The organism is Ruminococcus sp. AF31-8BH (assembly GCF_003460605.1).
Lineage (GTDB): Bacteria > Bacillota > Clostridia > Lachnospirales > Lachnospiraceae > Blautia_A > Blautia_A acetigignens.
Genome location: NZ_QTVN01000005.1, coordinates 111,428 through 138,412 on the forward strand (window position 1 = coordinate 111,428; position 26,985 = coordinate 138,412).

Genomic DNA, 26,985 nt, shown 5'->3' on the forward strand with positions numbered 1-26,985 from the left:
GAGGTTGAATGATATGGAAAAAAGTATGAATATGACAATTAACAGGCTTCCGGCAATCACTTGGAACCGGCTTAAAATGAATGAAGCATTTGTACCGGATGTAAAAATTCCTGTTGCAGGAACCTATGAAGAACAGCTTGGCAAACACGCAGGTATAAATTTAGGCAGCGGCCTTGAGCTTCATCAGGCAGATGAGAATGAGAAGCAGCTCTTTGACAGTATAGAAACAGCCCTTGGAAAAGACATGGATAAGCTGGGCGAAAATTTCCCGGTGGAAGTGATCCAGTGCACAGATGAGAAAAATCCAGAGGCAGGAAACCAGGCAATCTTAAATCTTACCGCAGACGGACGCTACGGAAGGTATTTTCTTTATGTAAAAGCAAATACCAGAATGAATGTGGCTGTTTACTGCACCTCCAAAGAAAAGGAAGCAGAGCCCTTTTTCCTGCAGCTGAAAATTTACGCAGAAGAAAATGCAAAACTGGATCTGACCGTTGTGCAGACCATGGACAAAAAAACAAAAGTATTTTCCGATATCGGCGGTATTCTGGGCAAAAACGCTTCCGTAGATCTGGTGAAGATGGAGCTGGGCGGAAAAGAAGTCTACTCTGGTGCCTACATGGATCTGAAGGAAGATTCCAGTTCCTTTAAAACCCACATCGGCTATCTGGGAGAGGAAAAGCAGCGCCTGGATATGAATTATGTGGCACGCCATCATGGCAGAAAGACCGAGAGCCTGATGGAAAGCAGCGGTGTTTTAAGCGGCGAGGCATTTAAGCTTTTCCGCGGAACCATTGATTTTGTGAAAGGCTGCCCGGGTTCTGTGGGAAATGAAAAAGAGGATGTGCTTCTCCTTGGCGATGATGTGGTGAACCAGACCATTCCGCTGATCCTCTGCGCAGAGGAGGATGTGGAAGGAAATCACGGTGCATCCATCGGAGAGCTGGATGAAAAGACGTTGTTCTATCTGATGTCTCGCGGCTTTACCAAGGAAGCAGCAGAGAAAATGATTGCAAGAGCCCGCCTGGATGCAGTGGCAGGCCAGATCAAAGAGCCTTCCATCCGTGAAAAAACATTGAAATACCTGGAGGAACGCCAATGACAGATTACAAAAAGGACTTTCCCCTTTTAAAAGACAGCCAGGTGGCATATCTTGACAATGCAGCCACTGCACAGCGTCCTCTGGCTGTTCTGGAGGCGGAAAAGGCCTTCTACGAAAAATATAACGCAAACCCCTTAAGAGGGCTGTATGAGCTTGGAATGGAGGCTACAGACCGCTACGAGGAAGCAAGGGATACCGTGCGGGATTTCCTTCATGCCGCAAAATCCTGTGAGATTATTTTTACACGAAACACAACGGAGAGCATCAATCTGGTGGCATACAGCTACGGATTAAATAACCTGAAGGCAGGGGATGAGATCCTGGTAGGAATCGATTCCCACCACAGCAATCTTCTTCCCTGGCAGATGGTGGCAAGACAGACAGGAGCTGCCATTAAGTTCTTAGAATGTGAGATGGACGGAAGCTTTACAGATGAGGCAATCGAAAATGCCGTCACGCCTAAGACGAAATTTGCAGCCGTCACCCATATTTCCAATGTGATCGGACGCGTGAACCCGGTGGAAAAGATTATTGAGAAGGTTCATGGCGTGGGCGGAGTAGTGCTTGTGGATGCCGCTCAGAGCGCACCCCATATTCCCATTGATGTGCAGAAAATGGATGCGGATTTCTTAGCATTTTCCGGACATAAGCTGATGGCGCCAATGGGAATCGGCGTTCTCTATGGAAAAGAGAATCTGTTAAATGCCATGTCCCCATTTCTGACTGGCGGGGAAATGATTGAAAGCGTTACCCGCGAGGGTGCTGTTTTTGCAGAACTGCCCCATAAGTTTGAGGCCGGAACGGTGAACGGCGGCGGTGCGTGGGGCTTAAAAGCTGCCATTGATTATCTGAATTCCATTGGCTTTGAAGCTATTGAAGAGAAAGAAAATGCGCTTACTGCCCTGGCAATGGAAGAATTGAAAAAAATTCCCCATGTGCATGTGATCGGAAGCCAGGATCCAAAGGAACACAACGGAATCCTGAATTTTACAGTAGACGGGGTACATCCTCACGACATTGCTTCCATTCTGGACGGAGCACATGTGGATGTGCGTGCAGGTCATCACTGCGCACAGCCTCTTCTGGCACATCTTGGAGTGATGGTGACCACAAGAGCGAGCATTTCTTTTTACAACAGTGAGGAGGATGTGCTTCGCTTAATCGAGCAGGTAAAAAATATCAGGAGGCTGATGGGCTATGATGAATAATACTTTTTACAATGAGATTCTGACGGACCACAATCTGCATCCGGCGCACAAAAAGAAGCTGGAGGATGCCAATCTGGTTCTTGAGGGAGTGAATCCAAGCTGCGGTGATGACATTATCCTGGAACTGAAGGAAGAGAACGGCGTGATCACAGACGGTGCCTTTGTGGGCAGCGGCTGCGCTATTTCCCAGGCTTCTGTGGATATGATGCTGGAGCTGATCATCGGAAAAACAAAGGAAGAAGCCTTACAGCTTGCTGATCTTTTTTCCAGAATGATAAAGGGAGAGGCAAAGGGGGATGAACTGGAACCCCTTGAGGAAGCTATGTCCCTTGCCGATATTTCCAAAATGCCTGCCCGTGTAAAATGCGCGGTTCTTGGCTGGCATACCATGGAAGAGCTGCTGGAAAAAGAGGCTGAAAAGAATTTATAAAACACAATGACAAAACTTAAGGTCAGTGTTATAATCCATATAACGATGGCGAAAAAAGGTCCACGGGGCCTTTTTTTTGCGCAGAAAAATATGGATGATGAAGGAGAAAAAAGGAAATGAAAGAGGACAGACAGGATCTGACTACAGGCTCCATCTGGGGGAAAATGCTGTTTTTCAGTATTCCCCTTATGCTGACGAACCTGCTTCAGGTGTTGTTTAATATGGCGGACATTGCGGTAATCGGGCAGTTTGCGGGCTCCTTATCCCTTGGGGCAGTAGGTTCCACCACCACGCTGGTAACTCTTTTTACAGGGGTTCTCATTGGCATGGCAGGAGGTATCAATGTTCTGGTTGCAAGATATTTCGGTGCCCGGGATAAAAGAAGCACCATACAGACTGTACATACTGCTCTTCTTGTAAGCTTTGCTGCCGGAGTGATCGTACTGATATTCGGACTGCTTTTTTCAAGAGGCGTTCTGGAACTGCTGAATACAAAGGAGGAGCTGTTAGAAGGAGCAGTACTTTATATTCGGATTTATTTTCTTGGAATGCCTGCGCTGGCATTGTACAATTTTGGTAATGCGGTGTGCAGTGCCTTTGGAGATACTAAGAAGCCTTTATATTATCTGTCTGCAGCAGGCGTTGTGAATGTTGTGCTGAATCTGTTTTTTGTTATTGGCTGTAAAATGGATGTGGCAGGAGTTGCACTGGCCAGTATTATTGCCCAGTATCTGTCTGCAATATTGATTTTACGCGCACTGGCAAAAATGGGAGGAGATTATGCACTTCGTATGTCTGAACTGAAATTTGACAAAAAAATGGCAAAATACATTATTCAGATCGGACTTCCGGCAGGATTACAAAATGGAATATTCCAGGTTGCCAATCTGTTTATCCAGGCTGGTGTAAATACCTTTGACGCTACTATGGTAGCTGGTAATTCTGCAGCTGCAAATGCAGATGCCTTGCTTTATGATTCTATGGCTGCTTTTTATACAGCCTGCGGAAGCTTTATGGGACAAAATTACGGTGCAGGTAAAAGAAAGCGGGTGAAAAACAGTTATCTGATCAGTCTTGCCTATTCTTTTGGTATCGGACTGGTAGGAGGAATCTGTCTTGTTATTTTCGGAAGACAGTTTCTGGGATTGTTTACCAATGATGCGGCTGTTATAGATGCAGGAATGAAAAGACTGACCATTATGGGCTTCAGCTATGGATTTTCAGCCTTTATGGATGCCAGCATTGCTGCTTCAAGGGCTCTTGGAAAAAGCTTTGTGCCCACTATAACTGTGATCCTGGGTTCTTGCGTATTCCGAATGATTTGGGTGAATACGGTTTTTGCATATTTCAGAACGATTCCATCATTATATCTGCTGTATATTTTCTCGTGGGGAATTACAGCGACTGTGGAGATCATTTATTTCATACATGTGTATAAGAATACGAAGATCGGGATTGCGTAGGGAAACATGCAGGCGGAATGTAAGGATAGGATATTTCGAAATGGAAGAGAGACTTTCCAAATTTTGAGACAGTGAAATAAAGCGTAATCAATAAGGCCTCGGAAGCAGCAGAAAATGCCGTTTCCGAGGCCTGTTATGTGTAAGATGCTTAATTCTATGTACTGTGCAGGATGCTGCAGCAAAGGCGGTATAACAGCGCCGGAATCTTATTCAGCAGCAGTTACAGATGTGATGTGCGGGTTTACGCCCTCATACCAGTACAGGAAGCCTTCCATGTCGATCTTGTCACCGATGTTCAGGGCTTCTACAGCCTTGTATACATCGCTGTCCTTGTCGCAAAGGTAGGACTCTACTGTAAATGTATAGGTCTCTCCGTCAAGGGAAACGTTGAAGTAAAGGTCGTCCCCTTCAGAACCGGAGCCATCATAGTTGTAAAGATATGCAACATCATTTCCGTCTGCATCCTGTCCGGCAGCTTCTACAGTCATGCCCTTGAAGGATACCAGCTCGTTCTGATGGTCGATCAGCTCATCCTTGCCAAGAAGATCTGTTACATCAAGCGGCTCTGCAACATATTCACCGTCCTCGATCTCGAAAGAGGATACATCTGCAACCTCAATTTCTCCGGACCATTCAGCCTTGTATCCGGTTACCTTGATCTTGGTACCAGGTACCAGCTTGTCATACTCTTCCTCAGAGCATGGCATGTTGTAAATGAAGTATGCGCCGTCTTTATCCTGGGTATAGAGAGTTGCCTTGTCTTCCCACCAGGACTGTTTAGCCTGTACATAGGTTTCGATCACAACCTCGTCATCTACTGCTGCAGCAAGGTACTCATCATGAGTCATAACGCCCTCGGACTTCACATCAGCTTCCTCAGAAGCAGCTTCTGCGGTCTCTTCAGTAGTGTTCTCCTCTGCCATAACTGCTCCCGGGAATGCGAAAGTAAGGGAGAGTGCCATCAGTAATACAAGTCTTTTTTTCATAATGTCTCCTTTCTGTGTGTACGCAAGAAACGTCACAAAGGTATGCCTTTAGCATATGTATTTTATTAAAAAAGGTGGCTGCATGCACAACCACCTTTATTATAAACGAAAACAGGAGGAAATCAAGGGATTAGGGGAAAGTTATTTTCTGCTTTTCCTTTTTTCCAGAAGCAGATAAAGAAGAATGAAAAACCAGACCGCCCCAAGGCTGACAAGAAGAATCTTTGATTCAACAGGAAGGGGGCCAAGGTCTGCTTTTCCGGAGGTTTCCGACGCGGATATCTGATCAAGATGGTACAGGGAGGTGACATCGCTGTAAAGCTGGTCAATGTAATCGGCGTCTATTTCCTGCTTTCTTCTCACAGACTTGGTCACGTTCTCGATCAGCTGCCCGGCTGCGTCACGAAGGGAAGCAGAGCCGTTGAATACAGGTGTGACAAAGGTGTGGTCCACATTTTCCAGAAGGGTTTTGGAGGCCTTTATTTTTACATCATAGTAGGTGGAATTGTCCTCGCCCTCTCTGGAAAGATAATCCTGATACTGGTCAGATTCCTGGGCCTTGCTGGTGACAGGTACGTAGCCTTCTGTTTCCGAGTAAGCGGTCTGCACCTCATTGGTAAGCAGATACTGGGTGAAAAGCCAGGATGCCAGCACTTCCTGGGAGTCCTTCTTATTGAACACGCACACGGAAGGTCCCTGGGAGATCATCTGGGGATTCTCCGGGTCAAACTGGGGAATGGTCATAACCTCTGTCTCAAAGTCCACCAGCGCATCGGAACTGATATCCACAAGCGGTGCATGAGTGCCCATCCAGGTAGCGCCTGCTGTAGAATCAATGGCGAAAATACACTGTCCGGCGTTCAAAAAGTTGGCAGGGTAGCTGGAAATCTTAAAGGTGGAAAAAGCACCTGTTTTTACATGATCTGCAATGGTGTACAGAAGATCGGTAGTAGTATCGTTAAAAAGCTGGATCTCGCCGCTGTCTGTGGAATATCCCGCGTTTTTCTGCTTCAGCATTTCGATCATCATGTTGTCTGTGGACTTGTCAATGAAGGGAATCAGCACGTTCTGTCCGTTGATCTTGTAGGTGCCGTCTGCATTTTGCTCCATGGCTTTTTCGCTGACTTCCCAGACAAAATCCCAGGTCAGAGTTTCGGGAAGGGTGTAGCCAAGCTTTTCCACGTAGGTTTTGTTTACGTAGCAGACCTCTGTGGAACGCATGAAGGGCAGGGCATAGTAATGTCCGGCAAAGGAGCACTCCTCCAGAAACTGGGGGATGATCTCATCGCTTTTTACAGAGTCAAATTCCAGCTTGCTGCCGCCAAGACCGTAGCTTTCATCTGCCATCAGGTCATCCAGGGGAACCACCGTGTCATTTCCGGTCAGGTAAGTGGCAATGTGGTCCGGGTAAGTGATGCACACATTTGGGGTGGTTTCTGTGGCAATGTTGGTAATGACATCATTGTAGATCTTGCCGTAATCGGTGTAAAGCCGCAGGTCTACAGTAATATTGGGATACAGGGCCTCGAAATCGGAGATGGCCTTTTTGTAAATTTCCGTCTGGGTTTTGTTGGTGTCGTTTTTGGCCCAGAAGGTGATTTCATAGTTCTTGGAGGTATCAAATTCTTCAGGGATGGAAAATGCGCTCTGCTCCTTTGCACCGTGACAGCCGCTAAGTCCTGCCGCTAAGACAGCAGCCAGCGCCAGAACAAGAAGCTTTTTCCCTGGAAATTTATGTTTTTTCGTCATCATCCTTTTGTACCTCCTCTTGAAACCCCGGCCATGATCTTGTTGCGGAAAATCAGGAACAGAACGATCAGGGGAAGTGAGATTACCACAACCGCAGCCATCATGGCAGGAATATTTTCACGTCCGAAGCCGTTCTCACGGATTTCCTGGATACCATTGGAAACCAGGTAATAATTCTGGTCATCTGTGATGAGGCGGGGCCATACGTAGGAATTCCAGCATTCAATTACCTTCAGGATGGCGATGGTCACCATAGTGGGCTTGCAGATGGGGATCATAACCTTGCACAGGTATTTCAGATCGGAGGTGCCGTCCACCTTGGCTGCCCGGTAAAGCTCGTCCGGAACCTGCTCGAAATTTTCTTTCAGAAGGTAAATGTAAAATACGGAGGTGACAGAGGGAAGGATCAGTCCCAGGAAGGTGTTTCGCATATCCAGGTTGGTAATGGTCACAAAGTTGGTGATGATCACAAGCTCGTTTGGAATCATCATCAGGGAGAGAAATAAGGTAAAGGCCAGATTTTTTCCCCGGAACTCAAGCCTTGCAAAAGCAAAAGCGGAGAGGGTGATCACGACCATCATAATGGCGGTGGTGGCCGATGTGAAAATAAGGGTATTGAGAAGATATTTTCCCAGAGGCACCGCCGTAAATGCGTCTGCATAATTCTGCATGGTCGGAGTCAGGGTAAAAAAGCTGGGAATGTGCTCCGCGTTGTAGGAACTGTAGCTTTTTACAGAGGTCAGGACCATCCAGTAAAAAGGAAACAGTACGATCAGCGCCCACAGGGTGAGCAGAATGTAAGTGATCACGCTGACTGCTGTATGTCGTCTGGCAGCAGAGCGTTCATTGGTAAACTGGTTTGAATTTTCCATTTTTCGTCCTCGAATTGTTTCATGAGTAATAAACATGCTTCCTGCTCACCAGCAGATTGATGCAGGTGATGGTCAGGACGATCACAAACAAAATGATCGCCGCGGCAGATGCGTAGGAAGGATAGCCGCCCCCGTTGCCGTAAAGCATATCGTAAACATATCCTACAATGGTATTCATTCCTGCAGCGTTTAGGTCTGTGCCGAAAAGGGCCACTGCATCGCTGTAGGCCTTAAATGCTCCGATGAAGCCTGTTATGATCAGGTAAAATACAGTAGGTGAGATCATGGGCAGGGTGATCCGCACAAAAATACGGAATCTGGAAGTACCGTCCACCCTGGCCGCGTTGTAGTAGTTCTGGTTCACGGAAGCCAGTGCACTGGTCAGGATCAGCACCTTAAATGGCATGACGATCCATATGGTATAAATGCACAGAACCAGCATTTTCGCCCAATAGGGTCCGTCGATGAAATCAACGGGACCGCGCCCGAACAGCTGAAGGACCAGGTTCACAAGCCCGTCCGAGTAAGCTGTTTTCTTAAAAAGGATCATAAAAACAAGGCCAACTGCCAGAGTGTTGGTCACATAAGGCAGGAAGTAAATGGTCTGGTAAAGCTTCTTCAAAGCTTTTATGGAGCTTAAGGCAACGGAAATCAGAAGTGCCAGCAAGGTGGAAAGAGGCACAGTAATGATTACCAGAAGAAAGGTATTCTTGATTGCCTGAAGAAAATAGGGATCATGAAGCACATAGGAATAGTTGTATGCGCCTGTCCCGTAATAGGTCTGGGATGCGGAGTTATAGCCCTCTTCAAAGGAGTAGATAAAAACGTCAATGAGAGGATATACCATGAAAACACCCAGAAACAGGATTGCCGGCAGAAGATAGAGCCAGCCTTTTAAATTTCTTTTATTCATAGGAACCTCCCTTAAAGGTAAATCCTTTCTTCTGTTTCACGGCCAAAAAGGAAAATCTTGTTTGGCTTCACCGCAAAACGGATGGTTTTGGAAGAAAGATCAATGCTGCTCTCGGAGCTGATAATGGAGCGGATGGCAGGTGCCTGGGAAGCAGCGTGGGAGGATACCACGGAGATGTCACGTCCCATGACCTCAACGCCTCCAAGCTGGCAGCAAAGAGGGCCGTTTTTGTCAAGGACAAAGCCTTCGGGACGGATTCCGGCAAATACCTGCTGATCGGAAATTCCGGGAGCGTCCAGGATGGCATTTTCCCCGATATAAAGCTTCTGCCCACGGATCTCGCCCTCAAATACATTGATTGGCGGGGTGCCAAGGAATCTGGCTACAAACAGATTGACCGGGCTGTCATATACATCCTGGGGCTTGCCGATCTGCTGGACCACGCCGCTTTTCATGACAACGATCATGTCGGAAATGCTCATGGCTTCTTCCTGGTCGTGGGTGACAAACACAGTGGTGATCTTTGTGGCGCGCTGGATCTTGCGGATTTCTTCCCTGGTCTGCAGGCGGAGTCTGGCGTCCAGGTTGGAAAGAGGCTCGTCAAGGAGCAGCACCCGGGGCATTTTTACAAGGGCGCGGGCAATGGCAACACGCTGCTGCTGACCGCCGGAAAGCTCGGAGGGGCGTCTGTCCATCAGCTCTGTGATCTGCACCAGCTGGGCAGCGTTCTGGACGCGGCGGTCCATTTCATCCTTGGAAAGCTTGTCCTTTCCCTTTAGGTTCTGCAGGGGAAAAAGAATGTTCTGCTTCACAGTGAGATGAGGATAGAGGGCGTAGTTCTGAAATACCATGCCCACGCCCCGGTTCTCAGGGGGAAGATTTGTGACGTCCTCTTCGCCGAAAAGGATTCGGCCGTCAGTTGGTTTTTCAAGTCCGCAGATCATGTTCAGGGTGGTGCTTTTGCCGCAACCGGAAGGGCCAAGAAGTCCGATCAGCTGTCCGTCTGGAATTTCAAAATTGAAATTGTCCACTGCAGTAACCGATTCCCGGGATTTCCGCCCGCGGGCAGGAAACTGCTTGGTGAGGTGTTCTAATACGATTTTCATATTCTCTCTCCTACGTATTATAATTCAGATTTGCTTACTATTATAACGAATTCCAGTGGTTTGTACAATGCAAAAAAGTTTTCCTGCATTTTGGGTGGACGAAAAAGTTTAAAAGAGGTATACTGACGAAAAGAAATAAAGGAGCGCGCTTTATGGAAGATAAAAAAATGAAAGTATTAAAAGGACAGATTCCGGTTTCCATTCTCTACATAGCGCTGGGCGTGTGCCTGGCCCTGATGCCTGTGGAAACGGTAAATGTGCTGTGTAAGGTAGTGTTTGGCCTGGTTCTCGTGGGAGCAGGACTGTACCACATCGTGATCTATGTGCTGGAAAAAGAAAACGCCACAATTCTGGATCTTTTTTCCGGTGTGATCGTGCTGGTGATCGGGGCATTTCTGTTTATGAATCCACAGGTGGTGGTGAAGCTTCTTACTTTGATGCTGGGAGCCTTCGTTCTGGTGGACAGTATCTGGATGCTTCGTGGAAGCATGAAATTAAGGAAAAGAAAGCTTGGGGCATGGAAAGCGTTTCTCATTGAGAGCCTGGTGTTTGTGGGGCTTGGCGTGCTGATCCTTGTGAATCCGTTCAGCGAGCTTCGGCTTACCATGCAGGTTTCCGGATGGATTTTTGTGGCAAACGGGGCACTTGATATTATTTTCTATCTGATCCTGAAGCATGGATTGAAAAAGGAGATTCCATCTGAGGAGACAGAAGAAAAAGACGACAGTAAGGCAGAAGCGGCTTCTGCACAGAATACAGAAGAGACAGGAAATACCTCTGCTCCAGCACCGGATGCAGGGAATGTAAGCAGCCAGATGGCGTCTGAAGAAAGTTCTAAGAACACAGAGACTGTTCCAGAAGAAAATGTTCAGCCAGACGGGGCTGTTTCCCAGGAAAGTGCCGGGAATCCAGAAGCCGTTCCGGATGAAGCTTCCGGGGAAAGCGAGGAAGCAGAAGAAGTCCTTGAGGAGTGGAAAGACTGATGGCAGAGATTGTGATCATGGATTTTTCCGGGATTTATAAGGGAGAGCAGTTTTTTGAAGGGGAAAAGGTATCCTGGCTGGATGTCCGGGAAATTCCCGGAACAAACTGCTATTGTGACGACGAAGCGAAGACGCAGATTCTGGAAAAGCTGGAGGAATTTTCAGCGGGAGGAATTTATTTTATTGATTCCGGCAATTATCATTATATGAGCCGGATTGGGATTGAGAGAGTGAAAGAGCCCTTTCGGCTTCTGGTTTTTGACAATCATACGGACATGCAGCTGCCGGCTTTTGGAGGGCTTCTCTCTTGCGGCGGCTGGATCGCAAGTGCAATTGAAGAGGCAGAAAATCTGGTTGAAGTATGGCTTGTAGGGCCAGATGAGGAAGCTTACAGTCAGGTGGAAGAGCCGCTGAAAGAGAAGGTAAAGTTTTTCTCAAGGGAGATGCTCCAGGACTTTCGAAATAACGAAAGCTATTCCGAAAAAACGAATAATATGGAAAGGAATGTGATGGATTTTTCTTTCCTTGGAGAAATTCCCACGGACCTTCCTCTTTATGTTTCCATTGATAAAGATGTGCTTGGTACAACGGATGCCAGCACTACCTGGAGTCAGGGAGATATGACTCTTGGGGAAATGATGGCAGCACTGGAATTTGTCACCAGGCATTTTAAAGAGGCCGGCGGAAAAATCCTTCAGGTGGATATCTGCGGGGAATGTGACCCGGACGGAGCAGACAATGAGAGAAATGATGCGGCAAACCGGGAACTTCTGAAGTTCTGGAAAAACTTTTTTGCCGAGCAGGAAGATAGAGGAGCTTTATTATGAAAAATGAATTGCTGAAAATAGGACCCTTTACCGTTTACGGGTATGGACTGATGATCGCGGTAGGGATCCTGGCAGCTTACTTTACGGGAGAACGCAGAGCCAAAAAGCGGGGACTTCCTTACGAACATGTTTTTAACCTTGTGGTATGGTGCGTGCTTGGCGGCTTTCTTGGGGCAAAGATCCTGTACTGGATCACAGAGTGGAAGAGCATTGTGGCCAATCCGGGCTTTCTCGGGGATACCCTGACGGATGGGTTCGTTGTGTTTGGCGGCATTATCGGGGGAATCCTTACGGCGTATGTGTACTGCAGGATAAAAAATCTGGATTTTCTTCGGTTCTTTGATACGCTGATGCCGTCGGTGGCGCTGGCCCAGGGATTTGGCAGGATCGGCTGTCTGCTGGCAGGATGCTGCTATGGAAAGGAGACGAACAGTGCTTTTTCCATTACCTTTCATGACTCCGGCTTTGCGCCAAACGGGGTGGCACTGATTCCCACCCAGATTTATTCCAGTATTCTGGATTTCATTCATTATGGGATTTTGCTTTTTATTCTCAAAAAACAGAAAAAGGACGGGGAGACGGCCGCGGCTTATCTGATTTTTTACAGTGCGGGAAGGTTTGTGCTGGAGTTTTTCAGAGGGGATCTGGCAAGAGGAAGTGTAGGGGCATTGTCTACCTCACAGTTTATTTCCCTGTTTACTTTCGTGGCAGGAATAGTCCTGCTTCTTGTTTTCAGTGAGAATGCCCGGGACGGCAAAACGAAACGAGACATGTCTGCATGAGCAAGTTCATGGAAATCACAGACATAAAAGCCAAAAAACTGCATAGGCTTAACTGAATATAAGCTGGAGGGAAGCACATGCAAAAATCCCCGGAGTATGCAGATACAGTTGGAATTCAGGAAGAAGGGACAAGGCCGGATGCGTCCCCTGCCCAGAATGAGCTGTATGCGGATTTTATTGTGAAATATATGGGGAATTTTCAGGAAGACCTGGGCGATGTCCCGGGTATTAGCTTTCAGAAAATCAATTCGATCTATGGTGTGGTCTATGCCCCGCTTACCGAGGTGGGAAATCTGAACATCAACACGTATTCTTACAGTTTTATTCCAAAATGTTATACTTATATGGATCTTGGAAGCCTTGGGGCGTCAGGGATTACAAGGCTGCAGGAGCATCCTTATCTTCAGCTGAAAGGGCAGGGGACGGCCATTGCAGTTATTGATTCCGGAATTGACTACCGTAATCCTCTTTTTCAGAATGAAATGGGCAGCAGGATTTTGTGTATCTGGGACCAGACTCTTGATGGAGACGGGCGTGAGGTGCCTTATGGAAAAGTGTTCTGGAAAAGTGACATTGACCGGGCACTGGCGTCGGAAAATCCGCTGGATCTGGTGCCTTCCCTGGATACAAATGGACACGGTACCAGAATGGCAGCCATAGCTGCAGGAAATTATGCCCCTGAGGAGGGCTTTTGCGGGGCGGCGCCGGAGGCCATGCTGATTATTGTGAAGGTGAAGCAGGCAAAAAAATATTTGCGGGAGTTTTATCTGTTTCCATCACAGGCAGAGCTTTTTCAGGAAAATGATATTATGATGGGGATGGATTTCGCTGTGCGAATGGCAAATGAGAGGAAACTGCCTCTGTCTGTGTGTCTGGGAATCGGCAGCAGCCAGGGCGCACATATTGGGAAAAATCCGCTGAGTACATATGTGGATTATACTTCTGCGTATTCCCTGATCTCCGTGTCTGTGGCTGCTGGAAATGAGGGCAGCGCAAGGCATCATTATACAGGCAGGCTGTCAGAGCGGGAAAATCAGGCAGGGGCAGATCTTCGCGTGGGGAACAAAGAGCCTGGCTTTACCATGGAATTCTGGGGAGAACCTCCGGAAATCTACAATCTGTCTCTGCAGTCGCCAACCGGGGAAATCCTGGATATCAGTTCGTCACTTGGAGATGTGCCCCAGGAACTTTCCTTTGTTTTTGTGGAGACAAGGGTGGAGGTCGATTATGTGTCTATTGAGAGGCAGACGGGATATACGCTGGTGTATTTCCGGTTTATCCAGCCTGCGCCTGGTATCTGGCGGATTTTTGTCCGGGGCAGGGATAACCAGAATGTAAGCTTTCACATGTGGCTGCCTGTGCAGGGGCTGATTTCCGAGGAGACGTATTTCCTGGAGCCATCTCCTTACAATACCGTGACGGCCCCCGGAGATTCCCTGGAGAGCATTACCGTCACCGCCTATCAGTACCGTGACAACAGCCTGTACGTGCAGGCAAGCCGGGGCTTTATGCCGGACGGAAATGTGGTTCCCCAGGTAGCAGCCCCGGGCGTGCAGATCAAGGTCCCCCAGCTAAACGGCCTTTACGGCTACGCCTCCGGCACCAGCCTCTCTGCCGCTCAGACAGCCGGCACCGCCGCCCTCCTCTTCGAATGGGCCGTCATCCGCGGCAACCGCCCCTTCTTCACCGGCTCCAGCGTCAAAAACTACCTCACCCGCGGCGCCAAAAGAGAAGACCGTCTCCAGTATCCCAACCGGGACTGGGGATTTGGAAGACTGGATCTGTATCATACGTTTGAACTGTTGACGTGAGAAGATATTTTTGCTTTAGAATACGGCTATATGTGCCGGCTTTTTTGATACGGAAATTATAAAGCGCAATCATAAACAGGAGGAAAACAGCTATGGAAATATCAAGTATACTGATCAAAGACACAACAAAAGAAGAGAGAATCCGCATCGTCCAGGAGGGGCTGAATCAGTGCGGAGGTGCGTGTGATTTTTGCAATGGGTGTGATAATCTGGGCGGCGGGTCTGTGGATGCTTTTTATGAGCTGTATATTAATGGGGAAAAGGAACTGCGGGAACTGAATGAAGAATACAGAAGCAATTCCGGTCTTGTAAAGTAGGTGAGAGCATGAGACCACCGGAAATTAGCCTCTTATAAATATAGACAAAAACAATAAATATAGACAAAAACAAGCTTGTTTTTTTGTTAACAATAATACAAAGATTTTTAGGCAATCTAATTGTTTTTGCGCCCACTATTTGGTATACTATATAAAACAAAAGAAAGCAGGAGAACATTATGAAGAGAGGCAGTATTTTTGAAACTGATGGTATCCCGCGTATCCAGGAAGCTCTTCCTCTTGCGCTGCAGCATGTAGTTGCAATGATCGTGGGATGTGTCACCCCTGCCATTATTGTGGCAGGAGCAGCCGGCCTTGAGAATAAGGACCAGGTCATCCTTATTCAGGCTGCTCTTGTGATCGCTGCGTTTTCCACTTTGGTCCAGCTGTTTCCAATCGGGAAAAAGTTTCGGATTGGTTCCGGACTTCCCATGATCATGGGTGTCAGCTTCGCATATGTGCCAAGTATGCAGGCCATTGCGGACGGATACGGAATTGATACCATTATGGGAGCGCAGATCGTAGGTGGAATTGTAGCGGTTATCATGGGAATTCTGGTGAAGAAGATCCGCGTATTTTTCCCGCCGCTGATCACAGGAACAGTAGTTTTCACCATTGGACTTTCCCTGTATCCAACTGCCATCAACTATATGGCAGGCGGAACTTCCAATCCGGACTACGGTTCCTGGCAGAACTGGCTGGTTGCATTCTTCACCCTGGCTGTTGTAACTGCGCTGAATCATTTTGGAAAAGGAATCTGGAAGCTTTCCTCCATTCTGATCGGTATGCTGGCCGGATATCTGGTATCCATTCCCTTTGGCATGGTGAATCTGTCCAGTGTTGGAAATGCAAGCGTGTTCCAGCTGCCCCAGCTGATGCACTTTGGAGTGCATTTTGAGATTTCTGCCTGCGTTGCCATCGGACTTCTGTTTGCCATCAACTCCATTCAGGCCATCGGAGATTATTCCGCCACCACCATCGGTGCCATGAACCGTACTCCGAAGGATCAGGAACTCCAGAGCGGTATTGTGGCGTATGGTATTACCAACATCATCGGCGCTTTATTTGGCGGACTTCCCACTGCTACATACAGCCAGAACGTAGGTATTGTAACCACCACCAAGGTTATCAACCGCTGGGTTCTGGGACTTGCAGCTGCATTCCTTGGCATTGCCGGATTTGTGCCGAAGTTTTCCGCACTTCTGACAACCATTCCGCAGTGCGTGCTGGGCGGTGCAACAGTATCCGTTTTTGCATCCATTGCCATGACCGGTATGAAACTGGTGGCTTCCGCTGAGATGGATTACCGCAACTCCTCCATTGTCGGATTGGCAGCAGCCCTTGGAGTAGGCGTATCCCAGGCCAACGCAGCACTTGCCACACTTCCTTCGTGGGTGACTACTATTTTTGGAAAATCTCCTGTAGTTCTGGCAACGATCATTGCAGTCTGTCTGAATCTGATCCTGCCTAAGTCACGGGATGAGAAAAAAGAAGAAAAGATTCATGACAGCCAGATTCAGGAGAAGCTGGAAGTGGATCACAGACTTTTTGAGAATGAGAAATAAATGGGAAAATCTGAACGGAAAATTGAATATGGAAGAAATGGAATAAGATGAAAAACAGCACCGGATGGGAGTGATCTCTCGTCTGGTGCTGTTTGGGTATATGGATAATCAAAGTTTTCGATGGTTTGTCAAATTTCAAGTTTGCCATTCATGAAGCGTGTTATATTCATATACAGAAGTGCTTTTTATTTGCGATATACGCAAACCGGAAGCCCGTCTTCGCCCATAGGGAGCGCCACATTTCCCTGGATCAGCGGGCGTGCGTAGCGGATGAAATCCTCTGTCACATCAGAGCCATCCTCCGTAATCCAGGAGAGAGGAACGGTTTTCTCCTCGTTGCAGATCTGGTTCACATCCTCAAGTCCGCAGTTCATCTGGTAAACGCCATCTGGAGTTTCCTGGCGGATAAAGGAAACCATCTTGCCCGTCTCACCCTTAAGTGCAGCCTGAACACCGAAAATTCCAGCTGTAACAGCTTCCTGCCGGTCTGTGTCAGAAAGAAGGGAAGCGCTGCAGCGCTGGCTTACATTCAGCTCAATGGAGCGGGCTTTCACTCCAAGGCGGCCACGCACCAGGTTTTCCAGGTATTTGCCGCAGCCTGCCAGCATTTTGTGTCCGAAGGTATCGGTGCCTACGGAGTTGTCATATTCACAGATGAAGGTGCCTTTGGCATCGTGGATTCCTTCAGAAACACAAACCACAACGTTGCAGTTTTTCTCAAATGCACTGCTTACCTTCGTAAGGAATTTCTCTGTGTCAAAAGCTGTCTCAGGCAGATAAATAAGAAGAGGATTGTCACCTGTATATTTGCGGGCAAGGGCACCTGCGGCGGTCAGCCAGCCTGCGTGACGTCCCATGATCTCCACGATGGTTACGGATTTTTTCTCATAGACGCTGGCATCCAGGGTGATCTCGCGGACTGTGGAAGCCACATATCTGGCCGCACTTCCAAATCCAGGCGTATGATCGGTATGCACAAGGTCATTGTCAATGGTTTTAGGTTCGCCGATAATGCGGATGTCACTGCCGATCATGGCTGCATAGCGGGAAAGCTTGCTCACCGTATCCATGGAGTCATTTCCGCCAATATAAAAGAACCAGCCAATATTCATCTCTTCAAACCTGCGGAACAGTTCCGGGTATACCGGGTCCTCCAAAGACTGGGGAAGCTTATAGCGGCAGGAGCCAAGATAAGCACCTGGGGTGTAAGTGAGGTATTCCAGCTTTTCCCCGGGAAGAGCTTCCTCAAAATCCAGGACTGTGCCTTTCAAAAATCCCTCAATTCCATTTACCATTCCATAAACATGTCCGATTTCCTCCTGACGGATTCCCTCAGAAACCACACCATAAAGACTGCTGTTTATCACTGCGGTAGGTCCGCCGGACTGTCCGACGATCAGATTCTTTTTTGCCATACAAGTAAGTCCTCCTGTTGTTCTTGGTCTCTTCATTATAACAGGAAGGCAGGCTGGTGGCTAGAGTCTGTTTGAAAAATCATTCCAACGCCCCGCTTTGCGGAAAACTCAGCTGGAATTTGGGTGGCGCAGACGGACTGTATTGGAAAATTTTACATTGTGGGAAAAGAAAGGATGGATTATAATAACAGGCAGGGAGACTGCATAAAAAAGTGAGCGTGAAAGAATCGATGGATAAAGAACAGGAATTTTTATACGAGAAATTCAAAAGTACGGGGCAGGAGAAAGTGAAGCTGTCCTGTGCGTTGGAAGGCTTTTTTCAGGAAAAAGAAGAGACTTCAGAAGAAGCAAAAAACGCATACAGCCAGTACCTGAAGCGGAGAATACGTCCAGCCATGGAAGAATTGATCCGCCAGGAAAATATCTGTGAAATGGAGCAGCTGGCAGGAATGGACTGGTTTGGAATAAATGAACTGGAGAGCTTTATCCGCACCGCCAGGAAAGAGCAGAAACTGGAAAGCCTGGTGTGGCTGATGAAATTAAAGGACAGTAAATATGGATATACGGACAGAGATTTCACCCTCTGAGGTTATGAAAAAAGAGGCGTCCACGAATGCAGAGGCTGCCCAGAGCGCCGGGACTTCGGAAAATGCCAGAGAATCCGCCTGCCGGGAGCTTGGAAGCCGTATTTTATATACCTGCCGCAGCGAAGTCTGCGCCAGATTTCCATTTTTTTCACCGGGAATCGCGGCCCTTTCCTGTGAAGTGATCAGCAGGGAGAAAAGCAGGAGAACAGACCTGCAGGAAATTCACGGAATCGGCACAGACGGAAGCCGGATTCTGGCAGATCCTATGTTTCTCATCCGTGTCTGGGAGAAAAATCCCGGAGCACTGAAACGGGGATATCTGCATATTCTGTTTCACTGCCTGTACCTTCACCCCTTTTCCCAGGAAAAAGCAAAGAAACGGTTGTGGAACCTTGCCTGCGATCTGGCAGCAGAGCTTTTGTTAAAGGAAAATATACCGGAAGATCTGTGGGGATTTTCTGCAGAAGAAAAGAAGCTACGTGGCCGGGTTTTGGAATTTTTTGGAGGAAGGCCTTTATCTGCGGAGGTATTGTACCATCGGCTTGAACAGGAGAAGCTTCCGTTTTCCCTGGAGGAAATGGAGCAGCTTTTTGCATTTGATGACCATTCTTTGTGGAAGTTGAATCCGGAGAGGGCAAAGCAGGAGAAAAGCCGCTGGGAGAAGATCCTCACCTACACCACCCTTGGAAAAGAACACCAGAAGCACCGGATCGGTGCCAATCCTGGAAACCGCCAGGAAGAGCTGGAACAGCTTTACAAAAGCCGTTATGACTACCGGAAATTTCTGAAAAAATTTGCTTTTCCAAGGGAAGAAATCCAGCTGGATGAGGAAAGCTTTGACTACATTTTCTATCATTTTGGAATGGAGCACTATGGAAATCTGCCTCTGATCGAACCGTTGGAGTATAAGGAAGTAAACCGCTTGGAGGAGCTGGTCATCGCCATCGACACCTCAGGTTCCTGTTCCAGGGAGCTGGTGCAGCGGTTTCTGGGGGAAACCTATCAGATTCTCAGCACAAGAGAGAATTTTTTCCGGAAAATGAAAGTCTACATTATTCAGTGCGACTGCTGCATCCAGTCTGTGTCCGTGATCCATTCGGAAGAAGAGTGGAAGGAATACGTGCGAAATGTGCAGATACAGGGGCGAAGCGGCACAGATTTTGTGCCTGTTTTTACTTATATAAAGAAAGAACGGGAGAAAAAGAAACTGAAAAACCTGAAAGTCCTGATTTATTTCACAGACGGCGACGGCATTTATCCGGGGCAGAAGCCAGATTACGAGACTGCTTTTGTCTTTGTGAAAAAGAATGAAAATATGAAATATGTGCCGAATTGGGCATACAAGCTGGTGATCAGTTAGGAGCAAACCGATGAATATAAAAGAAGCAAAAAATGAGATTAAGCATACCCTTTTGGCTTATCTGAGAAAAAACGAAAAGGGTGGGTACATCTATCCTCTGGTGCGCCAGAGGCCAATCCTTCTGATGGGACCTCCGGGAATCGGCAAAACAGCCATTATGGAGCAGATCGCAGAGGAATGCCAGGTTGGGCTCGTGGCCTATACCATCACCCATCATACCCGTCAGAGCGCGGTAGGACTGCCGAAAATCGTCACCAGAAATTATGGCGGCAAGGAAATGGATATCACCGAATACACCATGAGCGAGATCATCGCATCCGTCTACGAATGCATGGAGCACACCGGCAAAAAAGAAGGAATCCTTTTTGTGGATGAGATCAACTGTGTGTCCGAGACACTGGCGCCTGCCATGCTCCAGTTTTTGCAGAACAAAACCTTCGGAACCCATAAAGTGCCGAAGGGGTGGATCATTGTGGCAGCAGGCAATCCTCCTGAGTACAACAAGTCTGTCCGGGAGTTTGACATTGTAACCCTGGACCGCGTGCGAAAGCTTGAGATACAGGCCCAGACAGATGTGTGGCTGGAATACGCCGGGAAAAGGCAGGTCCACGGCGCCATTTTGTCCTATCTGACTCTGAAAAAAGAGAATTTCTACATAGTGGAAAACACGGTAGACGGAAAATTTTTTGTGACTGCCAGAGGCTGGGAGGACCTTTCGGAGCTTCTCAAAAGCTATGAAGAGCTTCAGGTGGAAGTATCCGAAGAGATTGTTGGCGAGTTTCTTCAGAAAGAGGAAATTACAAGGGACTTTGCCGCCTATTATAGACTATATGAAAGGTACAAAACGGATTACCGGGTAGGGGAAATTCTAGAGGAAACTGTGCCCCAGAAGGAATACAGGCTGATCTGTGAGATGGCAGCCAGGGCGCAGTTTGAGGAGCGGTTTACCCTGACCCAGCTTGTAATGGAAGCACTTGATCAGCAGGCAGCAGCTTTCGAAAAAGTGGATGTAAGAACTGTGATGCTCCACCAGAATCTGATACAGCTGAAGCGTTTTTTCCAGGAGCAAACATGTGTGGATTCCATGAAAGAGTTTCTGGCAGAAAGAAGAAAAGCACTGGATGCGAAATGGAAGGCAGAGCTTTTGTCGGAGCGGGAGAGATGCCAGGAGGAAGAGCAGATCGGGATTCTGGAAGAGTATTTTCTTCAGATCTGCGAGGCTCATGTGACGGACTGCCAGGAAGGCTTCCAGCTGATACGCCAGCTGTTTGAAAAAGAATGTGAGCTGCGGGGCAGGGAATTGGAGCGCACGAAAACTATGCTGGAGAGGGGCTTTGCCTTTCTGGAAGACTGCTTTGGAGAAGGACAGGAGCTGCTGCTTCTGGAGACCGGGCTTACCGGGAATCCGTGCACCAGTACTTTTATTTCCGAACATGGATGCGATGCTTATTTCAGGCACTGCGGGCTTTTGCTTTACCAGAAGCAGGAGAATGCCATGCGGGAAGAATGCAGGGCGATTCTGGATTCCCTGCAGGAATGATGGTTGCGGGAATTTTTCCCAGCGCTTATAATGACAGGGAGGAAATGTGCGAAAAAGTTCCGGGAAACTGCATCCCTGGAGAGGAAGAAAGTTCATGAGAAAAAGGAGGTTGCCATGAAGGAAGATAAGAAACCTAAAAAGAAGAAAAAGGCGGGAGATGTGCTGCTTACGGTTGTGCTGATCGCAGCAATCTGCATATTCTGCTATGCGGCATACAATCTTTATCATATTTACACAGAGTACAAAAAGGGCTCAGATGAGTACAATGCCATTGCCCAGATGGCAGTGACAGAGCGCGATCCGGATCAGGATGCCCAGGAGCAGGAACCGGCAGGACCGGAAGGTCCCACCCTGAAAGCCCCTATGGACATTGATTTTGATTCTTTAAGAAGCATTAACACAGATGTGATCGGCTGGATTTATGTAGAGGCTCTGGACGGGGTCAGCTATCCGGTAGTTCGGGGAACTGACAATGACCAGTATCTTCATATGACTTATGAGAAGAACTATAATTTTGCCGGAACTATTTTCATTGATTATGAGAATAAGGCTGACTTCAGTGACTGCAATACCCTGGTTTACGGACATAATATGAAAAACGGCAGCATGTTCGGCCAGCTGAAGAATTTCAGCAAGGACGATTCTGCCTATAACAAGAGCAAATATTTCTGGATTTTCACGCCGGAGAAGAACTACAGATATGAGATTATTTCTGCGTACACTACAGCGGTAAACAGCGATACCTACACGCTGTTTAAGGGCCCGGGACAGGAATTTGTGGACTACATGAACAAGATTGTTTCTTATTCGGATATTAAGACCACGCCGGGAGAATTGGGAGTGGAAGATAAGATCGTTACCCTTTCCACCTGTACGGGCAATGAATCCACACGTTATGTGGTTCAGGGAAAAAGAGTGGACACCCTTGATGTGGTGAAAAAAGACAGACAGCAGTGAGAACTGATTTTTGAGAAATGGAATGCAAAGGCGCGCAAGGCGGGAAATTCTCCTGCCAGGCTGCTGGGATTGGAGGAAGATGGCATATGAGCGAGGAAGCAAAAAGACTGCAGGAACTGATCGATAAGTATGACAATATTGTATTTTTCGGGGGAGCGGGAGTTTCCACAGAAAGCGGAATCCCGGATTTTCGAAGCCAGGACGGCCTGTATAACCAGAAGTACGACTATCCTCCAGAAACCATATTAAGCCATACCTTTTTTATGCGTCACCCGGATGAATTTTACCGTTTCTATCAGGACAAGATGCTGTGTGACACAGCAAAGCCAAATGCGGCTCATTTGAAACTGGCAGAATTGGAGGCATCAGGCAAGCTGAAAGCAGTGATCACCCAGAACATCGACAATCTTCATCAGATGGCCGGAAGCAAAAAGGTACTGGAGCTTCACGGAAGCGTATACCGCAATTACTGTATGAAATGCGGCAAATCCTACGATTTCGCCTACATGAAAAATGCAAAGGGCGTGCCTAAATGCACCTGCGGCGGAATGATCAAGCCGGACGTGGTGCTGTATGAGGAAGGACTGGACAACGGTGTGATCAGCGAGGCGGTGCGGGCTATTTCCCAGGCACAGGTTCTGATCATCGGAGGAACCTCCCTTGCGGTTTACCCGGCAGCAGGCCTGATCGATTATTTTTCCGGTGAGCATCTGGTGGTGATCAACAAATCACCTACACCAAGAGACCGGTATGCGGATCTTCTGATCAAGGAGCCTATTGGACAGGTATTTTCACAGATCCAGGTGAAAAAGGCAGAAAAATAGTATTTGGAAACGTGTGAAGAGACACACAGAATAAAACGTTTTTAAGAGGAGTTTGTCAGATTATGGCAGAGGTTTATGAAATCGGAGACATCGTTACTTTGAAAAAAGGCCATCCATGCGGCAGCAAGGACTGGGAGATCTTGCGAGTGGGCGCAGATTTCCGCCTGAAGTGCATGGGATGTGGGCATCAGATCATGGTTCCCCGTAAAATGGTGGAGAAAAACACAAAAAATCTTCAAAAAAAGGAAAAATAATGCTTTACAGTCCACAAAAAGTATGTTAGAATCAAAAATCGTGATATATAAAATATCCTTGCTCTTTGACAGGCAAAGGGCCAACAGACCATAAGGAGGTAAGACAAGCATGAACAAGTACGAGTTAGCATTAGTTGTTAGCGCTAAAGTTGAAGACGAAGTACGTGATGCAGTAGTTGAGAAAGCTAAAGGATACATCACTCGTTACAACGGCGTTATCACAGACGTTGAAGAATGGGGTAAGAAGAAATTAGCTTACGAGATTCAGAAAATGCATGAAGGCTTCTACTACTTTATTCAGTTTGAGGCAGACGCACAGTGTCCGGCAGAAGTAGAAAGACATGTACGTATCATGGACAACGTATTAAGATACTTAGTTGTCAGAAAAGACGCGTAATCTTTTTGCATGATCAGATTCAGAGAGCACCATTAAAGGTCGTTCACTTAGCATATTAAGAGAGGTAAGAAGAATGAACAAAGTAGTTTTAATGGGTCGCTTAACAAGAGATCCTGAGGTAAGATATTCCGCAGGAGAGAATGCACTGGCAATTGCCAGATACACATTGGCTGTAGACAGAAGATTCCGTCGCGATGGAGAGGCAAGTGCGGATTTTATTCCGTGTGTTTCTTTCGGACGTACAGCGGAATTTGCTGAGAAATATTTCCGTCAGGGACTGAAGATTGCCGTAACAGGCCGTATTCAGACCGGAAGCTATACCAACCGTGATGGACAGAAGGTTTACACCACAGAGGTGGTTGTGGAGGATCAGGAGTTTGCTGAGAGCAAGGCTTCCAGCGACAGCTACGCAGCTTCCCATCCACGTACAAGCGCTCCGGAGGCTTCCATGCCGAATCCGGGAGCTGCTGCTGAGGGCTTCATGAACATTCCGGATGGAATTGACGAGGAATTGCCGTTTAACTAGAGCACAGCTCTAAAAACTGAATAAAACAGGAGGAAAACCAACATGGCTTACAATAATAGAGGCGAAAGACCAGATTCTCCAATGAAGAGAAGAGGCGGACGCAGAAGAAAAAAAGTTTGCGTATTCTGTGGTAAAGAGAATAACGAAATCGATTACAAGGACGTAGCAAAATTAAGAAAATACGTTTCCGAGAGAGGTAAGATCCTTCCTAGAAGAATTACCGGAAACTGCGCAAAACATCAGAGAGCTCTGACTGTTGCTGTTAAGAGAGCACGTCATCTTGCAATGATGCCATACATCCAGGACTAATTTCCTGAATGCAGTGATGCAGACGCTTAAGGCCTTTAAATACTGGTTTTACTGGTATTTAGGGGCTTTTTTGTTTTTATAAACTCTTCTATGGAAAAATATCCAAGAATCTGTTATACTATCCTTCAAAGGCGAAAAATTTTCCCGGGGCAGTTTGCCTGCTGGGAATCTGAGTTTTTGTAAGTGAGGATAAACTTATGAATAAAAAACTGAAATTCAAAGGGTCCATGAAGCGGTTTATGAGATGGCCGCTGTATCTGACCATCCTTCTTGTTCTTCTGAATGTTCTGATTTTTACAGTAAATGTGAAGGCAGGACTTCTGTCACTGGCAGGACTGGTGATTTACGTGGCAGCTGCGCTTTTGCTGACCCACTATCATCGCCCGATGATTCTCAATGACCTGATTGCCTTTGCCAATCAGTATGAATCGCTGGAGAAGCGCCTGCTGGACGATCTGGCACTTCCCTATGCCATTATGGACACCAATGGCAGGATGATCTGGTCAAATAAGGTATTTTCCCAGCTGACGGGGAAAGACCAGATGTATAATAAGAATATTAACACCATCTTTCCGGAAATCACACTGGAGCGCATTCCCATCCCGGAGAAGCAGGCAATCGCGGAGATGAGCACCAGCTACGGAGACCGGATCTACCGGGTTTCCATGCAGCTTGTGACCATGAAGGATGTGATAAATGAAGCACGCATTCTGGAAAATGTGGATTCAGACGTCAGCGTGGTAGCGATGTTCTTCTATGACGAGACCGAGCTTCAGGAATACATCCAGAAGAATGAGGATGACAAGCTGGTAGTTGCACTTGCCTATCTGGACAATTATGAGGAAGCACTGGAGGGCGTGGAGGATGTGCGCCGTTCCCTTCTGATTGCCCTGATCGACAGGAAAATCACCAAGTATTTTTCCAATTTCGACGGGCTTGTGCGCAAGCTTGAGCGGGATAAATATTTCCTGATCATGCGCCAGAGTTCCCTGGAGGCCTTGAAGGAACAGCGGTTCCATATCCTGGACGAGGTCAAGACGGTGAACATCGGAAATGAGATGGCTGTCACCTTAAGTATCGGTATCGGACTGAACGGTGCCAACTATCTGCAGAACTATGAGTACTGCCGTATTGCCATCGAGATGGCCCTTGGCCGCGGCGGCGATCAGGTAGTGATCAAGAACGGGGATTCCATCACCTATTTTGGGGGCAAATCCCAGCAGGTAGAGAAGAACACCCGTGTGAAGGCAAGGGTGAAGGCACAGGCTCTGAAAGAGTTCATGAGCACCAAGGACCGGGTTGTGGTTATGGGACACAAGATCACAGATGTGGATGCTTTAGGCGCTGCCATCGGTATTTACCGTGCAGGCAAGACCCTTGGAAAGCCGGTTCACATTGTGGTCAATGATCCCACTACTTCCATCCGGCCGCTGATGGCAGGCTATATCAACAATCCGGATTATGAGCCTTCCATGTTTGTGGACTGCGCCCAGGCCAAAGAGCTTGTGGACAATAATACGGTTGTGGTTGTAGTAGATACCAACAAGCCAAGCTACACCGAGTGCCAGGATCTTCTGTACTTAACCAGGACCATTGTCGTACTGGATCACCACAGAAGAGGAAGCGAAGTCATTCAAAATGCCGTGCTTTCCTATGTGGAGCCTTATGCATCATCCACCTGTGAGATGGTTGCCGAGATCCTTCAGTATTTCTCAGATGATCTGAGACTGAGAAGCCTGGAGGCAGACTGTCTGTACGCAGGTATGGTCATTGATACCAATAACTTTACTACCCGCTCTGGTGTGCGTACCTTTGAGGCGGCTGCATTCCTTCGAAGAAACGGTGCAGACATTACGAGAGTGCGCAAGATGCTCCGTGATAACATTGATGCCTATAAGGCAAGAGCAGAGGTTGTACGGACTGCTCAGATCTACCGGAACTGCTTTGCAATCGGCAGATGTCCAAGTGAAGGCCTGGAGAGCCCTACCGTAGTAGGAGCCCAGGCTGCCAATGAGCTTCTGAACATCGCCGGCGTGAAGGCTTCGTTTGTGCTGACTCCATACAATAATGAGGTATATGTAAGTGCGCGTGCCATTGATGAAGTGAACGTGCAGGTTATGATGGAACGCATGGGCGGAGGCGGTCATCTGAACATTGCCGGAGCCCAGGTGAAGGCAACAGAAGATGAGACTGAGCAGATGATCAAAGAAATTATAGATCAGTTATATCAGGAAGGAGAATTCAAAGAATGAAAGTAATTTTGTTAGAGGATGTAAAATCCCTTGGAAAAAAAGGGGAAATCGTTAACGTAAGCGACGGATATGCAAGAAACATGATCCTGCCGAAGAAGCTTGGCCTTGAGGCTACCCCGAAGAACTTAAATGACCTGAAGCTTCAGAAAGCAAATGAGGAGAAGGTGGCACAGGAGAACTTAGAAGCTGCCAGAGTATTTGCAAAGGATCTGGAGGACAAAGAAGTAATCCTTACCCTGAAGGTAGGCGAGGGTGGAAGAACCTTCGGTTCCGTATCCACCAAGGAAATTTCCGAAGCTGCCAAGAAACAGCTGAACCTTGACATCGAGAAAAAGAAACTGGTGCTTCCAAACCCCATCCGCAACCTTGGCGTTACCAATGTACCTGTAAAGCTTCATCCTAAGGTAACCGGAAGCCTGAAGGTATGGGTAAAGGAAGAGGCATAAGGAG

Annotated in this window: 27 protein-coding genes; 21 read left to right on the forward strand and 6 right to left on the reverse strand. The window is 47.5% G+C overall.

The annotated features are described in order from the left end of the window. Window positions 1–13 precede the first annotated feature (13 nt). The 4 genes from DWZ38_RS07920 to DWZ38_RS07935 all read left to right on the forward strand — a co-directional run bounded on the left by DWZ38_RS07920 (window position 14) and on the right by DWZ38_RS07935 (window position 4,203). Complete coding sequence (locus DWZ38_RS07920; RefSeq protein WP_117851454.1) at window positions 14–1,102, forward strand: SufD family Fe-S cluster assembly protein; 1,089 nt, start codon at window positions 14–16, stop codon at window positions 1,100–1,102. Beyond that, window positions 1,099–2,310 (forward strand): SufS family cysteine desulfurase, encoded by a 1,212-nt coding sequence (locus tag DWZ38_RS07925; protein WP_021926833.1) that lies wholly within the window; start codon window positions 1,099–1,101, stop codon window positions 2,308–2,310. The genes DWZ38_RS07920 and DWZ38_RS07925 overlap by 4 nt, the downstream gene beginning before the upstream one ends. Beyond that, a complete protein-coding gene (gene sufU / locus DWZ38_RS07930) occupies window positions 2,300–2,740 on the forward strand; it encodes a Fe-S cluster assembly sulfur transfer protein SufU (protein WP_117851456.1) in 441 nt (146 codons plus the stop codon). Before DWZ38_RS07925 ends, sufU begins: the two co-directional genes overlap by 11 nt. Window positions 2,741–2,856: 116 nt before the next feature. Then, window positions 2,857–4,203: an MATE family efflux transporter gene (locus tag DWZ38_RS07935; protein WP_117851459.1), complete on the forward strand. Its 1,347-nt coding sequence runs from the start codon at window positions 2,857–2,859 to the stop codon at window positions 4,201–4,203. A 206-nt stretch (window positions 4,204–4,409) separates the two neighbouring features. Here DWZ38_RS07935 and DWZ38_RS07940 read toward each other — a convergent pair whose 3' ends face one another. From DWZ38_RS07940 to DWZ38_RS07960, 5 genes are all read right to left on the reverse strand, one after another. Then, window positions 4,410–5,189 carry a hypothetical protein gene (locus tag DWZ38_RS07940; RefSeq protein ID WP_117851461.1) on the reverse strand — a complete coding sequence of 260 codons (780 nt, stop codon included), beginning with the start codon at window positions 5,187–5,189 and terminating at the stop codon, window positions 4,410–4,412. Window positions 5,190–5,330: 141 nt separating this feature from the next. Then, window positions 5,331–6,941, reverse strand: coding sequence for an extracellular solute-binding protein (locus tag DWZ38_RS07945; RefSeq protein ID WP_021926829.1), 1,611 nt, complete (start codon window positions 6,939–6,941; stop codon window positions 5,331–5,333). Then, the gene (locus DWZ38_RS07950) at window positions 6,938–7,810 is read right to left on the reverse strand and encodes a carbohydrate ABC transporter permease (protein ID WP_021926828.1); all 873 of its coding nucleotides are present in this window, start codon (window positions 7,808–7,810) and stop codon (window positions 6,938–6,940) included. Before DWZ38_RS07950 ends, DWZ38_RS07945 begins: the two co-directional genes overlap by 4 nt. 19 nt (window positions 7,811–7,829) lie before the next feature. Next, window positions 7,830–8,723: a sugar ABC transporter permease gene (locus DWZ38_RS07955; protein ID WP_021926827.1), complete on the reverse strand. Its 894-nt coding sequence runs from the start codon at window positions 8,721–8,723 to the stop codon at window positions 7,830–7,832. A gap of 11 nt (window positions 8,724–8,734) precedes the next feature. Then, window positions 8,735–9,829 (reverse strand): ABC transporter ATP-binding protein, encoded by a 1,095-nt coding sequence (locus DWZ38_RS07960; RefSeq protein WP_021926826.1) that lies wholly within the window; start codon window positions 9,827–9,829, stop codon window positions 8,735–8,737. 152 nt (window positions 9,830–9,981) lie between these two features. On the opposite strand from DWZ38_RS07960, the gene DWZ38_RS07965 reads away from it, so the two are divergent. From DWZ38_RS07965 to DWZ38_RS07990, 6 genes are all read left to right on the forward strand, one after another. Further along, window positions 9,982–10,812: a DUF308 domain-containing protein gene (locus DWZ38_RS07965; RefSeq protein ID WP_117851464.1), complete on the forward strand. Its 831-nt coding sequence runs from the start codon at window positions 9,982–9,984 to the stop codon at window positions 10,810–10,812. Further along, window positions 10,800–11,639, forward strand: coding sequence for an arginase (locus DWZ38_RS07970; RefSeq protein ID WP_243000198.1), 840 nt, complete (start codon window positions 10,800–10,802; stop codon window positions 11,637–11,639). The genes DWZ38_RS07965 and DWZ38_RS07970 overlap by 13 nt, the downstream gene beginning before the upstream one ends. Continuing rightward, window positions 11,636–12,421, forward strand: coding sequence for a prolipoprotein diacylglyceryl transferase (locus DWZ38_RS07975; RefSeq protein WP_117851468.1), 786 nt, complete (start codon window positions 11,636–11,638; stop codon window positions 12,419–12,421). The genes DWZ38_RS07970 and DWZ38_RS07975 overlap by 4 nt, the downstream gene beginning before the upstream one ends. Before the next feature lie 77 nt (window positions 12,422–12,498). Beyond that, window positions 12,499–14,232 carry a S8 family peptidase gene (locus tag DWZ38_RS07980; protein ID WP_117851471.1) on the forward strand — a complete coding sequence of 578 codons (1,734 nt, stop codon included), beginning with the start codon at window positions 12,499–12,501 and terminating at the stop codon, window positions 14,230–14,232. 92 nt (window positions 14,233–14,324) lie between these two features. Next, the gene (locus tag DWZ38_RS07985; RefSeq protein ID WP_117851473.1) at window positions 14,325–14,549 is read left to right on the forward strand and encodes a hypothetical protein; all 225 of its coding nucleotides are present in this window, start codon (window positions 14,325–14,327) and stop codon (window positions 14,547–14,549) included. A gap of 179 nt (window positions 14,550–14,728) precedes the next feature. Continuing rightward, entirely contained in the window at window positions 14,729–16,114 is a 1,386-nt protein-coding gene (locus DWZ38_RS07990; RefSeq protein WP_117851475.1) for a nucleobase:cation symporter-2 family protein, read from the forward strand. A 185-nt stretch (window positions 16,115–16,299) separates the two neighbouring features. Here the strand turns inward: DWZ38_RS07990 and DWZ38_RS07995 are convergent, their stop codons facing one another. After that, the gene (locus DWZ38_RS07995; protein ID WP_117851477.1) at window positions 16,300–17,529 is read right to left on the reverse strand and encodes a 6-phosphofructokinase; all 1,230 of its coding nucleotides are present in this window, start codon (window positions 17,527–17,529) and stop codon (window positions 16,300–16,302) included. A 230-nt stretch (window positions 17,530–17,759) separates the two neighbouring features. Between DWZ38_RS07995 and DWZ38_RS08000 the strand changes: the two genes are divergently transcribed. The 11 genes from DWZ38_RS08000 to rplI all read left to right on the forward strand — a co-directional run bounded on the left by DWZ38_RS08000 (window position 17,760) and on the right by rplI (window position 26,981). Further along, on the forward strand, window positions 17,760–18,116 hold the full coding sequence (locus DWZ38_RS08000) for a hypothetical protein (RefSeq protein WP_117851479.1): 357 nt from the start codon (window positions 17,760–17,762) through the stop codon (window positions 18,114–18,116). Continuing rightward, on the forward strand, window positions 18,085–19,476 hold the full coding sequence (locus DWZ38_RS08005) for a VWA-like domain-containing protein (RefSeq protein ID WP_243000199.1): 1,392 nt from the start codon (window positions 18,085–18,087) through the stop codon (window positions 19,474–19,476). Before DWZ38_RS08000 ends, DWZ38_RS08005 begins: the two co-directional genes overlap by 32 nt. A 10-nt stretch (window positions 19,477–19,486) precedes the next feature. Next, window positions 19,487–21,016 carry an AAA family ATPase gene (locus tag DWZ38_RS08010; protein WP_117851481.1) on the forward strand — a complete coding sequence of 510 codons (1,530 nt, stop codon included), beginning with the start codon at window positions 19,487–19,489 and terminating at the stop codon, window positions 21,014–21,016. Between the two features lie 30 nt (window positions 21,017–21,046). After that, a complete protein-coding gene (srtB, locus tag DWZ38_RS08015; protein ID WP_347519177.1) occupies window positions 21,047–21,973 on the forward strand; it encodes a class B sortase in 927 nt (308 codons plus the stop codon). A gap of 86 nt (window positions 21,974–22,059) precedes the next feature. Further along, complete coding sequence (locus DWZ38_RS08020; protein WP_021926814.1) at window positions 22,060–22,797, forward strand: NAD-dependent protein deacylase; 738 nt, start codon at window positions 22,060–22,062, stop codon at window positions 22,795–22,797. Between the two features lie 62 nt (window positions 22,798–22,859). Beyond that, on the forward strand, window positions 22,860–23,051 hold the full coding sequence (locus DWZ38_RS08025) for a DUF951 domain-containing protein (protein WP_021926813.1): 192 nt from the start codon (window positions 22,860–22,862) through the stop codon (window positions 23,049–23,051). A 109-nt stretch (window positions 23,052–23,160) separates the two neighbouring features. Next, window positions 23,161–23,448 (forward strand): 30S ribosomal protein S6, encoded by a 288-nt coding sequence (gene rpsF / locus DWZ38_RS08030; protein ID WP_117851485.1) that lies wholly within the window; start codon window positions 23,161–23,163, stop codon window positions 23,446–23,448. Window positions 23,449–23,521: 73 nt separating this feature from the next. Continuing rightward, window positions 23,522–23,974: a single-stranded DNA-binding protein gene (locus DWZ38_RS08035; RefSeq protein WP_021926810.1), complete on the forward strand. Its 453-nt coding sequence runs from the start codon at window positions 23,522–23,524 to the stop codon at window positions 23,972–23,974. A gap of 42 nt (window positions 23,975–24,016) precedes the next feature. Then, window positions 24,017–24,283 (forward strand): 30S ribosomal protein S18, encoded by a 267-nt coding sequence (gene rpsR, locus DWZ38_RS08040; protein ID WP_021926809.1) that lies wholly within the window; start codon window positions 24,017–24,019, stop codon window positions 24,281–24,283. A 197-nt stretch (window positions 24,284–24,480) separates the two neighbouring features. After that, window positions 24,481–26,535, forward strand: coding sequence for a DHH family phosphoesterase (locus tag DWZ38_RS08045; RefSeq protein WP_021926808.1), 2,055 nt, complete (start codon window positions 24,481–24,483; stop codon window positions 26,533–26,535). Further along, window positions 26,532–26,981, forward strand: coding sequence for a 50S ribosomal protein L9 (gene rplI, locus DWZ38_RS08050; protein ID WP_021926807.1), 450 nt, complete (start codon window positions 26,532–26,534; stop codon window positions 26,979–26,981). The genes DWZ38_RS08045 and rplI overlap by 4 nt, the downstream gene beginning before the upstream one ends. Window positions 26,982–26,985: the final 4 nt, after the last annotated feature.